Genomic DNA, 13,672 nt, shown 5'->3' with positions numbered 1-13,672 from the left:
ATATGACATCTACCTCTTCTGCACCCAGCGCCCTGAAAGTTAGCGATTATTTATCCTGCCTGCAAGTTGTGATGGTCAATACCACCCTACCTGCCAATATCGGTTCAGCAGCGCGAGCTATGCATACTATGGGTTTGTCTCATCTGACGGTCGTCGACCCTAAGCTGCCGATAGATGAAACTAGTGTCTCGCACGCAGCGGGTGGTAGTGAGATATTAGCAGCTGCTAAAATCGCACCGACTCTAGAAGAAGCAATTGGTGATTGTCAGCTAGTGTTCGCCGCCAGTAGTCGTAGTCGTCATCTGCCGCGCCCCGTGGTGACTCCGACGCAGGCGGCTAAGATTATGTTGGACTTTATAGATATGCAGGCTGATATTAGCGATCAGTCCGAACTCTCAGCAGCGATCCGCCCTAAGATTGCTATCCTTTTTGGCCGTGAAGATCGAGGCCTCACCAATGACGAGCTGGCCTTTGCCGACTATCATATCCAAATCGACGCCAACCCTGACTACCCGGTGCTCAATGTCGCCTCTGCCGTGCAAGTCATCGCAAGCTTTATTTTCGCGTATGCGCAAACTCATAAAGCGGGTGCGAATCCTGAGCTCATTGATGAGAGCAAAACAACCACTAGTAGTCATGACGAGGACCAAACTGCTTCACCCCTAGTCAACACTTATATCCGTCAGCAATGGGATGAGCCCGCTATTACTCAGCAACAACTGCAAAATCTCACGCAGCGCAGCACTGAGCTGATGGTAGCGCTCAATCTTGCTAATAGCGAGCACCTAAGATCCCTGCCAGCACGCTTATCGCGCCTAGGCTCACGTCTTCAGCTTGATCAAAAGGAATATCAGCTGCTAAGTGCTTTAATAGCTAAACTATCCAAGGATCGCTAAACTCATAAACACCTAACGCTGTTATATCTTAAAGCGCTATGCACTAAAAACTAAAAGGAGTTCATTATGAATTGGACAGTATACTTATCAGGCGAGATCCACACAGACTGGCGCGAGCAAATCATGCAAGGCGCAAAAAATCATGGCCTTAATATTAAGTTCACCTCAGCTGTGACTGACCACGACGCTAGCGATGCTGCGGGTGATCTATTGGGTGAGAACGACAAACAGTTTTGGCGCGATCATCAGTCATCTAAGGTCAACTCCATCCGCACTAAGACCTTAATCCAGAACTGTGATATTGCCATTATTCGTTTTGGTGATAAATACAAGCAGTGGAACGCAGCCTTTGATGCCGGCTTCTGCGCCGCCTTAGATAAGCCCTACATCACTCTACATAATGACGATATTATTCATCCGTTAAAAGAAGTCGACGCGGCCGCTATGGCATGGGCGCAAACCCCTGAACAAATCGTCGAGATTCTTAAATATATTACTAGTAATACTTAAGCAGTCGCCATTTAAAATAAAACTAAGCAGAATGTTACGATGAGCTGTATGGCTAGGTTGTGCGCCTGTCAGCATAACGACACTATACATTCTGCTTTTAGTAAATAAATCTACATTATCTATGAATCTGTTATTATTTATGGCTTATAGCTATATTTTGTCAAGCAAAGCTGCTATAACTAAAATGATAAACAAGCAGTTTCATTAAGTATGTCATCAAAGAATATGATAGGACGCGTTATGCCATCGCCATCTACCCTACTTAAATCGCTCAAGACGTTCAAAAAAGATCTTAAAGAAGACATTGATGCGGTCTTTAAGCGTGACCCTGCCGCCCGCAATAGCTTAGAAGTTATTCTGACTTATCCCGGTATTCATGCCTTGATACTACACCGCGGTGCCCACTACTTATGGAATCATGAGCAAAAGCTCGCTGCGCGCGTGATCTCTTACGGCTCACGTATCGTGACCGGTATTGAGATACATCCTGCCGCGCGGATTGGGAAACGTTTTTTTATCGATCATGGCGTCGGCGTGGTGATTGGCGAGACCGCTGAGATTGGCGATGACGTCACCTTATATCACGGTGTCACTTTAGGCGGCGTCTCACAAAATAATGGTAAACGTCATCCTACGCTAGAAGATGGCGTCACCGTTGGTGCGGGCGCAAAAGTTTTAGGCCCATTCGCGGTCGGCAAAAATGCCAAAATTGGTTCGAATGCGGTAGTGGTCAAGCCGGTACCTGCTAACGCCACTATGGTCGGTAGTGCCGCGCGTATGATCTCTGAGTACCACGATGAAAAAGGCAACCCTATCGTTGCAAAAATCAATGACTCTAAGCAACAAGAAAAAGCGGCCAAAGGCACTATCACTGATAAGGATGAGCCTAAGAAAACCGAACAAGCCGGAGACGATAAGCCTTCTACAACATCAGCACGTGATACAACTTTCCAAGCTTATGGTATCGATCCTTATTCACAAGACCCTGTTGCTGAAGCTTTTGCCAAAATGCTTGAGCATATTCAGCAGTCTGAAACGCGCTTAGACCAGATGCAGCAAGCTATGTGCAAGCTCGATCCTGAGTTTTGTCAAAAACAGTACGATAAGCTGTGTTTAGAAGATATCGATGTCATTGGCCAAAGTGATCTGGATCAAGCGGATACAACTGAAAAATAGTCATCGATATAATTAGCAAAGTGAGGCGTGATGTCTAAACCACTTCTCACTTTTATTCACTCTTGAAATAATATTGCATTTTATATCGTGCATAAAGAATGACTCCTTTATAGAACACTACCTGTATTTAAACCTTTAAAATGATGAATTCGGTTGTGTTAAAAACTCTAGCTCTTTTTTGAGCGCTTTTATCCCAGTCATCTCATGGTCTGCAAAAGGAAAGCGCTCCGCTATAATAATCCATTTATCCTTACTACTGCTTAGGCTATTTTGTTGATCTTCTAGCTTAACCATCAAAATATCGATATCCATACTCACTTTGGTAACTGCTACTTGCTGACCGGAGCCTTGTGACTTCTGTGCACGCGCCCTACCACACTCGTCTTCTAAGTTTTTACAAAACGTCTGTAGCTGCCCTAAAGTCATATCTTTGTTCAAAGCTAAATAAACGCCTTGATTGATATAATCAGGTTTTGGCTGCTCTTTGCTAGCGGTAATATCAGGATTTTTAATGGCGCAAGATAGCTCAATTTCGCCAAGCTTAGCTAGAGTTGACCGGACATTCGCCAAGTGATGATTCGCTTGATAGTTACTGCCTAAAGCTAACCATACTGCACTCACTGGCAGTGCTTGCAGTTTACCAAAACTAATCTTTGGTAAATGCTCTAGCGGCAAACCCACTAAATTATTATTGCTCATTGTTTACATGTTGCCATTTTTTGCAAAACGCGTGATTTGTACCCCTACTGCGTTTGCTTCTTTAATAGCTGTCGGCTTAGCGACGCTTAGGGTCAGTTTTTGGCAGTTATATTTGGCTAATAGTTTCTCGGCAAGTTGTTCGGCTAGATGTTCAAGCAGTTTGGCTTTGAGCTCTTTGCACCACTCTGCCACATCATCACAGACGTCTTTATAGCTCAAAGCATCTTTGACGTCATCTGATAGCGCCGCCTTGCTGATATCGGTTTCAAGCGTAATATCTATCATGATTGGCTGTGTGATTGCGCGCTCCCAGTCGAAGACGCCAATGACTGCCTCAACGCTCAAGCCTTTGACAAATACGACATCTGCTTCGTTAGGTAACATGTGCTTATCCTTAAAGTTCTCTGCTAATAGTCATATGAATGCATTAAGATTATAAATTTTATAGGGTTAGTGTTTGGCTTTTAGCATTTTACTTGGACGATGTCGCCATAAATCGATGCTAAACAATAATAAGCCGAACCATATCAAGCCAAATACGGCTAAGCGATGCAGATCAAACGGTTCTTTATAGTAAAACACCGCTAAGAAAAAGATAAAGGTCGGCGTCAAGTAATTCATAAAGCTTAGAATACTATAAGCGACGAGCTTAGTGGACTTATTAAACAGCAGTAAGGGTATCAAGGTAATCGGCCCTGCCAGCATCAATAGCCAGATATTGGAGGTGAACCAAAAGCTGATCTGACTACTGACGACATCCGCCTGCCAAAACCACCATACGCATATCGGTACGAGCATCGCGGTTTCGATAAACATTGCATCAACGGCAGTTAGCGGGGTTTGCCGCTGAATAGTGCCATAAGTGCTAAAACTAAAAGCCAATATCAATGATATCCAAGGCAGGCTCCCTAGCATAACGACTTGAATGAGCACCGACACCAAAGCAAAGCCAATCGCTACCCACTGCAACGGCCGCATACGCTCTTTAAATAAGATCATCGATAGCGCTACGCCGACCAAAGGCCCGATGAAATACCCTAAACTGGCTTCTAGTATCTGATCGTGATTCACCGCCCAGACGTAAGTGAGCCAATTAGTTGCGATAATCAAACCAGATAAAAAAGTTAGCGCTAACCATTTTGGGTTTTTTTTAAGGGTGTTAATCCATTGCCAACGTTTGGTTACGACTAAAACCACTAATAAGCATAAAAATGTCCAAATAATACGATGGCCGATGATCTCGGTCGCGTCATATGCGCTTAGTTGCTTAAAATACAGCGGAAACGTGCCCCAAATGGAGAACGCTATCAGCGCCGTAATAATGCCGCGTCTTGTGGTTTGCACTACGGCTACTGGTTTTTTTAGCACATTTTGGGTAGTCATACATCAGACAACTTATTTAGGCAAAGCGCATTTTATGCTCTTTTATATCTCCTGCATTTGCTTACAGGCAGGTAAGTAAAAGGAGAAAGATGCGTTTGTGAGATAAAGAGTTTTATTATTTGGACTTTGTTATTTTGGTTTTATTATTTAGATTTTATTACTTACATTTTATTACTGAGCGCTTATGACTTAAATAGAAAAGCAATGCGTCAACGTCATAAGGACATCAACACATTGCTACTTACCAATTACTTATATCATCAAGCTTTTTTTAATCGCACTTTAACTGATCAATAATAAAATATAGCAAGCTTTAGGCGTTATCAGTTTCAGCGCCTTTATCTACCTCAATAGACATCCCCACTTGATTGGCGAGCTCTGCAAAACCTGGGAAGCTGGTATTCACCGTCTCCACGCCTTCGATAATGATCTGCTCGGAGGCACGCAGGCTAGCAACCGCAAAGCTCATCGCGATACGGTGATCGTGATGCGAGGTAATATGACCACCGCCAAAGATAGGCTGCTGGTTATCAATCTCATCGCTTTGACCTTGTGTGCCCTTGCCCTCAATGATTAGCCCATCTTCAGTTACGGTGCAGTCAATCCCTAAGGTTTGTAAGCCATCGGCCATGACCGCGATACGATCAGACTCTTTTACTCTTAGCTCTTTAGCGCCTGTTAATACGGTACGACCCTTTGCACAACTGGCAGCGACAAATAATACTGGGAACTCATCGATTGCCAGTGGCACTAAGTGCTCAGGTATCTCAATGCCTTGTAGGTTTGAGGAGCGAATAGTAATATCAGCGACGGGCTCGCCGCCAACATGAGTTTCATTGCTTAGACTGATATCTACATTCATCAGCTTTAGGATATCGATAACGCCAGTGCGCGTTGGGTTGATACCCACTTGACTCAACGTCAGCTCGCTACCTTGACTGATCGCTGCCGCCACCATAAAAAATGCCGCTGAAGAGATGTCGGCTGGCACGGCGATATCGCCAGCGGTTAACTTACCGCCGCCCTCCACGCTGATACGATTGCCATCGACGCTCACGTCATAACCAAAAGCCGATAGCATACGCTCAGTATGGTCACGGCTGACTTCCGGCTGCGTCACTGTCGTTGTACCTTCACTCCACAGACCAGCTAATAACAAGCAAGACTTGATTTGCGCAGAAGCCACTGGCATCTGATACTCAATACCTTGCAGCGGCTTACCCGCTTTGTCGCGGCCGGTGATACTAAGCGGTGAGGTGCCACTAGTGCCCGTGCTTTGGATGATAGCGCCCATCTGCCGTAGTGGCGCGGCAATACGCTCCATTGGGCGTTTATTGAGGCTCGTATCACCGGTCAATACGCTATCGAATTCTTGCGCGGCTAAGATACCAGCCAGCAGGCGCATACTGGTGCCAGAGTTGCCCATATAGATAGGTGTCTTGCTCGGCTTTAGCCCATTCATCCCCACGCCATGAATAGTGAGCTTACCGTTGTCTGGCCCTTCGATAGTCACGCCCATATCTCTGAATGCTTGTAGCGTCGCTAACGCATCTTCCCCTTCCAAAAACCCAGTCACGCGCGTGACGCCCTCGGCGATACTACCGAACATGATACTACGGTGCGATATCGACTTGTCACCTGGAATGGTGATCGTACCATTGACGGCATTACTGGTATTAGGAGAAATAATATAAGAAGCTGACATAGCAGAGGTATCCGTATAAGGGGTGCTGGTTAGCATATGACCAAAATGTCGCCGTGCGGCTTGCGCGCGGCCCAAAAGGCCCATCAGGGCAGTTGAATCTTTATCAATAATAAGTTGACGTATATTTTGTAGATAATCGCTGTATTCATCGAGTGCATCGATTATCGCATTTTGATTGGCAAAGAAGATATCATGCCACATCTTAGGGTCACTCGCCGCGATACGGGTAAAGTCGCGAAAACCGCCAGCGGCATAGCGAAACATATTTAAATTGTCATCGTGGCTGGCCAGTTGATCGACTAGATTATAAGCCAATAAGTGCGGTAAATGACTGGTATGGGCCAGCACCGCATCATGATGCTGAGCGTCCATCGACATCACACTTGCCCCGACCGACTCCCATAACTGCCGCAACTTAGTGATAGCTGACTCATCGGTGCTCGCTAATGGACAAATAATGACGCTATGGTTAATAAATAAATCGCTGCGGCGGGCATGATAGCCTGAGTTCTCAGCGCCGGCAATCGGATGCGCAGGTACCAATCCAGTAGGCAAGCCCTTTCGTGAAGTCGCAAAAACATCGTTAGCAGCGGCGATGACATTGGCTTTGGTGCTACAAACATCGCTGATCACGCAGTCATAGGCAAGTATACCGCTCTGCATTGCCGCTTTAATCTCAGTGAATGCCGCTGATACCGCTTGCACTGGGATGGCGATAACGATCAAATCAGAGCCACTCACGACTTGGGCTAGAGAGCTACCGCCAGCATCGAGCAAACCCTGATCAAGAGCGGCGCTGATGCTCGGCTGATGCTTATCGACAGCGACTAGGCGTTTGCTTAGGCTATTATCTTTAATCGCTTGCGCAAGACTAGACCCGATCAGCCCTAGACCTATGATACAGACTTGCTCAAATAACGGCTCTGTAGTGAGATGGTTTGTGGATTTTAGATAGCTCATGGATCTCTTATTATAGGTATCTTATTATATGTATCTTACAAATTGATCTAGTGTCTCGGCTAAGGCGTATTGAGCAGTCATCATAAAGCATATCAAATCTTCAACCCGGCCTAGTTTAATACCGACTAGATGGAATAGCTAATAGATATAAATGAGTGACTATTAAAAGGAGTCACTCTGCATTTAAGATAGATTTTAAAGTATCGATCAAGCGTGTATTTTCTTCTGCTAAGCCTACGGTAATTCGTAACCAATCCTCTAGACCATAGCCTTTTAAAGGCCGTACAATCACCCCTTGCTCTAATAACGCTTGGTTAATATCAGCCGCACCTTCTATTTTTAGCATAATAAAATTGGCATATGATTTGATAAATTCAAGTCCTAGCGCATCAAACTGCTTCTCAAGCCAGCGCATTTGTCCGGCGTTGATTTTTCGCACTTCGCTAATAAAGCTTTGATCCGTTAGTGCCGCTGCTGCTGCCGCAAGAGCGATACGGCTAACATTAAATGGCTGGCGAATACGGTTGAGCAAATCCGCCACTAGCGGCGAGCTGAGCGCATAGCCGACACGTAGGCCGGCTAAGCCATAAGCTTTGGAGAAAGTACGTACTATCACCACATTATCAAACTCGTCTAATAGCGCCCGATTATTACTCTCAGGACTATACTCGATATAGGCTTCGTCTAGTACCACTAATACTGAAGCTGGCATGCTTGCGACAAACTCGCGTAGCGCCTCGCTATCTAATAAAGTGCCCGTTGGGTTATTGGGATTGGCGATGAATACGATCTTGGTATTGGCATTATCTAGGACAGCTTGACGCATCGCTTTTAGATCATGACCAAAACGCTTCGCTGGTACCTCAATACCAGTCGCGCCCTGCATCTTCGCTAGCATCGAATACACCACAAACCCGTACTGACTATAGACGATCGCATCATCAGCACCGACAAAGCTGCGCGCTAAGATATCGAGCAAGTCATTAGAGCCATTGCCTAAAGTGATGCTATCGATACTCATATCGGTAAAGTCTGACAGCGCTTGCTTGAGATAATAGCCATTACCATCCGGATAACGCGCCAACTGACTTAACTGCTCCGTTATCGCTAAAGTCACCTTTGGTGAGCAGCCCATAGGGTTCTCATTACTTGCCAGCTTGACCACATCTGAGACGCCATATTCACGCGTCAGCTCTTCTACCGGCTTACCCGTTTGATAAGGTGCTAGCTCCATTATACTCTCGTAGGCTGGCGTTAGTGGCTGAAGTGTCTTAGCTTGCAAGTTTTTGGAGGATGGCATGGCTTTGTCCTTTTTTACGCTGACTCAAATAGATATCTTGTTACGAATGACCACACTCTATATCTTAAAGCACCGCTTTTGGATAAGAGCCCAAGATGCGCACGTCTTTGACCAATGGACGTATATCAGCGATAGCGGCGCTGACGTTAGGACTATCAATATGGCCTTCCATATCGATAAAGAACACATACGCCCACTTGTTCGGGCGCTCAGGACGGGTTTCAATGCTGGTCATCGACACACCATGATAGGACATCGGCTTAAGTATTTCGATCAAGGCACCGGCTTTGTCATGAGCGGAGACCACAATAGAGGTCTTGTCTTGGCCTGATGGCGCGATAGCTTCGTGGCCGATGACTAAGAAGCGCGTGGTATTGCTCGGGTTGTCTTCGATATTCGAGTACAGCTTATGCAGATCATATTCAGCGACTGCCACATCCCCGGCAATAGCGGCTGAATGCCATTCGTTCTTAAGGCGGCGAGCGGCTTCGCCATTACTTGAGACGGCCACACGCTCGACACTAGGATAATTGACGTCGAGCCAATGACGACACTGCGCGAGGGACTGTTGATGCGAATAGATACGGCTGATACTGTCGATCTTAGTATGCTCAGCGACCAAGAAGTTTTGATGAATCGGCAGCTCAACCTCGCCGATGATCTTCAGCGATGAGGATAAGAATCCGTCTAAAGTATGATTCACCACCCCTTCAGAGGAGTTTTCGACAGGTACGACGCCATACATCGCTGTACCCGCTTCGACTTCACGAAACACATCGGTAATCGTAGTCAGCGGCATAGTATCCGCCGCTTTGCCAAAGTGTTTTAATGCAGCCGCATGAGTGAAAGTGCCAAGCGGTCCCAAAAAGGCAATACGCTGCGGCGCTTCTAAATCTAGACAGACCGACATAATCTCACGAAACAGACGCGCCATTTTTTCATCAGAGATAGGCCCCTCGTTACGCGCCATCACCGCTTTTAGTACTTGCGCTTCACGCTCAGGACGATAAAAGATAGGATGGCTATCGGACTTTTGCTCCGCTAGATGCTCTTTTTTAGCCACCGCTACTTTTTGGGCTAATTTTGCTCGATTATTAATCAGCTTATGAATCTCATTATCCACTGCGTCTATGTCTTGACGCAACTGATTCAAAAGCTGTTGATCGGTTGCAGCGCCGCTGACATCAGTACTTACTGACGTCATATTGTCTGGTTTTTGCTCTGCCGGCGACTTACTCATATCCTGTATCCTTTTTGAAACGGTTAACGTTTGCTATATTGAAGAAAACTAACGTCTAAATCTAGTGATTGTCTCTTGATTCTAAATTTAGTCATTCACTTTTTATTATTGATGTTTGGTTATTATTAATATTCGATTATCATTGATGACCTATCGGCTCTATTATCCGCTTTACTCATAAAAGAATCGGCCAATAAGGCAGGTAAACAATGGATCGCCCCTACTATAGCAAAAACTGCTGACAGTGCCCATGCAAAATAGCTATCGATAGCTGAAATAAAGTAAATGAGGGCATAGCTTTTTGTGGTATGCGCCTCATCATAAGAAATACTCGCAATCGCTATGACTAGCAGTAACCCCACAAGCAAATCTGTGTTAGAGTCTTAAAGACAATCTACGAGTAACCCCAAGGTTTAACCCTTATTATAATGACAAGGATATTTAATGAGCGCATTACAACAGCTTCGCACTATGACTACTATTGTCGCTGACACTGGCGATCTAGCCGCTATTGAGCGTCTCAAGCCTATCGATGCGACCACCAATCCAAGCCTCATCACCAAAGCGCTGATTCACCCTGATAATCAATCGATGCTAGCAGAAACGATGAGTCGTCAGCAAGGTGATGTCGATGCCGTTATCGATGCCTTAACGATCCAAATCGGCTGTAGTATTTTAGAGCTTATCGAAGGCCGGGTATCGACTGAGGTAGACGCGCGCTTGTCTTATGATACTCAGGCCACTATCGATAAGGCTTTGGAGTATATAGAGGCTTATCAAAAGGCAGGAGTTGACTCAGATCGAGTACTCATCAAGATGGCAGCAACTTGGCAAGGTATTGAAGCGGCCCGCTATCTTGAAACTCAGAACATACACTGTAATCTCACCTTGCTATTTGGTCAGCATCAAGCAATTGCATGTGCTGATGCTGGTGTCACGCTGATATCGCCATTCGTTGGACGTATCTTAGACTGGCAAAAACGCCAACAAAATCGCCAAAACGTCCCTGTCGCCGATGATATGGGCGTGCAATCGGTCAAGCTTATTTATCAGTACTACAAACAACACGGTTATCAGACGCAGGTAATGGGCGCAAGTTTCCGCTCGGTAGAGCAAATATTAGCCTTAGCGGGCTGTGATTTATTAACTATCGCGCCAAACTTAATAGATGAGCTTGCCAACATGGATGTCGAGGTCACCCGCCAGCTCTCGCCTACGATGTCGACGGATCTAGATGCTATGAGTAAAGTCAGTTTAACCCATGAAGAGTTCAGCGCCGCCTATCAAAACGATAAAGTGACCCAAGATCTATTACCAAAAGGTATTGATGGCTTTATTAGCGCTCGTGAAGAGTTGGCACAAGCATTAGCAGCTATGCGTTAGTTCAAGTAGATAATCCAAACAAACTGAATCACCCGAAAAGCGCTCTATTTCGAGCGCTTTTTTATCTAAATACTTGCTTTGCAATATCAATACTTGCTTTGAAAGTCTACTCAGGCTTTCAAGACCGTATAAACCGGCACTGGGAACTCGCCATGCAAGTCGACTAAGTCTAATAATACCAGCGCCCCTACCACATTATGATCCGCGGCTTTGCACAGCTCATAGGCGGTGCGCAAAGTGCCACCAGTGGCCAAAATATCATCAACCAAGAGTAAACGCTCAGGGGGCAAGTTACTTTGCATCTCAAGCGTATCTTTACCGTACTCTAGCGCATAAGCCTTATTAGCAACTGGTGGTGGCAGCTTGCCGGGTTTACGAAGTAGTATCATGCCTTTACCTAAGCGGCCTGCTAGTAAGCTTGCAAAGACAAAGCCGCGCGCCTCAACTGCTCCTAAGCAGTCCACCTCATCCATGAGACCCTCTGGCAATGCCGCTAACAGTGCATCAATTACCTCATCAATATGACTGCGCAGTAGAGGGGTGATATCATAAAAGTCTATACCTGGCTTAGGAAAGTTGGGTACAGTACGGATAATTTGCCAAAGCGGATGCTCTTTATTGATGACAGTAGTATCGTTAGTAGCAGTCTTAGCGGATGATGTCGCTTTTGTAGCGCTCATAAAAGTCCTTATAGGATAAAAATATAGCGATTATAACCAAAATTTAGCGGTCATCATAATCGCTCGTTATAGTAGCATAATTGCTGTACTAACAGTGATGACAGCTAAAAATGACGGCAGCTTCACTATTGAATATAGCGATAGGGCTTTAATAAAGGCTTACTTATCTCAATATACAAGTGTAAACTTAAATGAGCTAAGCGGCGATATATGCTACACTACGCGCGCTTAGATCGTCTTAAAACCCTAATGATAAATGAGCAATGATAGATAGGATTATGTATGAAACGTTATGAATGTATCGTCTGTGGCTGGATCTATGATGAAGAGCTGGGCTGTCCTGAAGAAGGTATTGCCCCTGGTACCCGCTGGGAAGATGTTCCTGATGACTGGATCTGCCCTGAATGCGGTGTGGGCAAGCTTGATTTTGAGATGGCAGAGTTTTAGAGCTAGTACCTTGATAACTAGGTAACTTGGACCCTCTAAATAGGACACTTTATGACGAATTCAAACTCTTCTGATACAGATAGCAGCGTTGATAGTAGTATTAACGAACATCGTGTCAACGCTAGTCACAGCATGGCTAGTGACGACACTACTAATCATGACGCGGTGAATACTGCTGCTACTAAAAAACAAGTGCAGTATCCGACTTCAGACTGGCAGAAATTCGGTGAGCATCATTGGACACCCTCAGATCTGAGTAAAGATCTGTATCAAACAATGATAGATATTGGCGATGGTATCGAGCTTTGCGTCGAAGCTGGCGGCAACCCTGATAATCCGCCACTGCTAATGATCATGGGCTTAGGCTCACAAATGATCTTTTGGCCCAATAGCTTTATAAAAAGGCTCATTGACGCCGGCTTCTTTGTGATACGTTTTGATAATCGGGATATTGGTCTGTCCTCGAAAGTGCAGATTGATGGGTTACCACGCGTCAATCAGCTAAAGATGATGTTTCGTCTGCAGGCGGGTCTGTCCAATAAAAGTGAGCAAGTCGCTTATAAGCTTACCGATATGGCAGAAGATACTGTGCGTTTGATTAAGGTTTTAAACCTTGGGCGTACGCACCTGATAGGCGCTTCTATGGGCGGTATGATTGCCCAAATTGTCGCCGCGCGTTATCCAAGCTTAGTTGATCGTATGGCTTTGATGTTTACTACAAACAATCGCGCCTTTTTGCGGCCACCGAAACCCAAACAATTATATACCTTAATCAATCGTCCTGAGAGTCACTCTGAGCGCGATATCGTCCGTCATAGTGTTTGGTTTATTAAGACAGTTGGTACGCCTGGGCATATAGATATTCGGGCAGTACGTGAAGTGGCAGAGCTGCGCTATCAGCGTAGCTTTCACCCGCTAGGCACGCTGCAGCAGCTCAATGCTATTTTGGCGTCTGGCTCCATTGCGCGATTTAGTAAAAAAGTAAAAGCGCCGACTATCGTTATGCATGGTAGCGCCGATGGGCTATTGCCTGCATCGCAAGGCAAAGTAGTGGCTAAGACTATCCCTAATGCTAAGTTTTATCTCATCGATGGTATGGGTCATGACATTCCAGCTTACTATCAGCCTTATATGGTTGATCTGATTCGTAATCATCTTTTAGGGTAGCTCATATTGCTAACGGCCTAGTTTTTTAACAAAAAAAGCGGCGTATTACCTAGGGCGTGTTGAACATTCGACCATGGCACTGACAGAGACTATTTTTTAGGCGATTTGCAGATAAAAATGGTAAGT

At 45.4% G+C, this 13,672-nt stretch carries 13 protein-coding genes; 6 read left to right on the top strand and 7 right to left on the bottom strand.

Going from position 1 to position 13,672, the window contains the following annotated elements:
• The first annotated feature begins 2 nt into the window (after nt 1-2).
• The 3 genes from AAEY83_RS02905 (at nt 3) to cysE (ending at nt 2,582) form a co-directional block, all read left to right on the top strand.
• Nucleotides 3-896, top strand: coding sequence for an RNA methyltransferase (locus tag AAEY83_RS02905; protein WP_051397507.1), 894 nt, complete (start codon nt 3-5; stop codon nt 894-896).
• A 66-nt stretch (nt 897-962) separates the two neighbouring features.
• A complete protein-coding gene (locus AAEY83_RS02900; RefSeq protein ID WP_025646932.1) occupies nt 963-1,406 on the top strand; it encodes a YtoQ family protein in 444 nt (147 codons plus the stop codon).
• A gap of 240 nt (nt 1,407-1,646) precedes the next feature.
• Complete coding sequence (gene cysE, locus AAEY83_RS02895; protein ID WP_025646931.1) at nt 1,647-2,582, top strand: serine O-acetyltransferase; 936 nt, start codon at nt 1,647-1,649, stop codon at nt 2,580-2,582.
• 135 nt (nt 2,583-2,717) lie between these two features.
• Here the strand turns inward: cysE and AAEY83_RS02890 are convergent, their stop codons facing one another.
• From AAEY83_RS02890 to pheA, 6 genes are all read right to left on the bottom strand, one after another.
• Complete coding sequence (locus AAEY83_RS02890) at nt 2,718-3,281, bottom strand: 2-amino-4-hydroxy-6-hydroxymethyldihydropteridine diphosphokinase (protein ID WP_025646930.1); 564 nt, start codon at nt 3,279-3,281, stop codon at nt 2,718-2,720.
• Nucleotides 3,282-3,284: 3 nt separating this feature from the next.
• Nucleotides 3,285-3,665, bottom strand: a complete 381-nt coding sequence (gene folB / locus AAEY83_RS02885; RefSeq protein WP_025646929.1) for a dihydroneopterin aldolase — start codon at nt 3,663-3,665, stop codon at nt 3,285-3,287.
• Nucleotides 3,666-3,731: 66 nt separating this feature from the next.
• Nucleotides 3,732-4,664 carry an EamA family transporter RarD gene (gene rarD / locus AAEY83_RS02880; protein ID WP_025646928.1) on the bottom strand — a complete coding sequence of 311 codons (933 nt, stop codon included), beginning with the start codon at nt 4,662-4,664 and terminating at the stop codon, nt 3,732-3,734.
• Nucleotides 4,665-4,977: 313 nt separating this feature from the next.
• Nucleotides 4,978-7,329, bottom strand: coding sequence for a bifunctional prephenate dehydrogenase/3-phosphoshikimate 1-carboxyvinyltransferase (locus AAEY83_RS02875; RefSeq protein ID WP_025646927.1), 2,352 nt, complete (start codon nt 7,327-7,329; stop codon nt 4,978-4,980).
• A gap of 172 nt (nt 7,330-7,501) precedes the next feature.
• Nucleotides 7,502-8,629, bottom strand: coding sequence for a histidinol-phosphate transaminase (gene hisC, locus AAEY83_RS02870; RefSeq protein WP_025646926.1), 1,128 nt, complete (start codon nt 8,627-8,629; stop codon nt 7,502-7,504).
• Nucleotides 8,630-8,693: 64 nt separating this feature from the next.
• Complete coding sequence (gene pheA / locus AAEY83_RS02865) at nt 8,694-9,833, bottom strand: prephenate dehydratase (RefSeq protein WP_025646925.1); 1,140 nt, start codon at nt 9,831-9,833, stop codon at nt 8,694-8,696.
• A 480-nt stretch (nt 9,834-10,313) separates the two neighbouring features.
• On the opposite strand from pheA, the gene AAEY83_RS02860 reads away from it, so the two are divergent.
• Nucleotides 10,314-11,252 carry a transaldolase gene (locus AAEY83_RS02860; protein WP_025646923.1) on the top strand — a complete coding sequence of 313 codons (939 nt, stop codon included), beginning with the start codon at nt 10,314-10,316 and terminating at the stop codon, nt 11,250-11,252.
• Nucleotides 11,253-11,362: 110 nt separating this feature from the next.
• On the opposite strand, the gene AAEY83_RS02855 is transcribed toward AAEY83_RS02860, so the two are convergent.
• Nucleotides 11,363-11,932, bottom strand: coding sequence for an adenine phosphoribosyltransferase (locus tag AAEY83_RS02855; protein WP_025646922.1), 570 nt, complete (start codon nt 11,930-11,932; stop codon nt 11,363-11,365).
• Between the two features lie 282 nt (nt 11,933-12,214).
• Between AAEY83_RS02855 and AAEY83_RS02850 the strand changes: the two genes are divergently transcribed.
• Nucleotides 12,215-12,379, top strand: a complete 165-nt coding sequence (locus AAEY83_RS02850) for a rubredoxin (RefSeq protein ID WP_025646921.1) — start codon at nt 12,215-12,217, stop codon at nt 12,377-12,379.
• 276 nt (nt 12,380-12,655) lie between these two features.
• Nucleotides 12,656-13,546 (top strand): alpha/beta fold hydrolase, encoded by an 891-nt coding sequence (locus AAEY83_RS02845; protein WP_051397510.1) that lies wholly within the window; start codon nt 12,656-12,658, stop codon nt 13,544-13,546.
• The last annotated feature ends 126 nt before the right edge of the window (nt 13,547-13,672 follow it).

Origin of the sequence: Psychrobacter sp. TB20-MNA-CIBAN-0197 (assembly GCF_040309765.1) — a bacterium.
GTDB classification, from domain to species: Bacteria; Pseudomonadota; Gammaproteobacteria; order Pseudomonadales; family Moraxellaceae; genus Psychrobacter; species Psychrobacter submarinus.
Note: the sequence above shows the minus strand (reverse complement) of the source record. Positions and strands in the feature narration are given on the sequence as shown.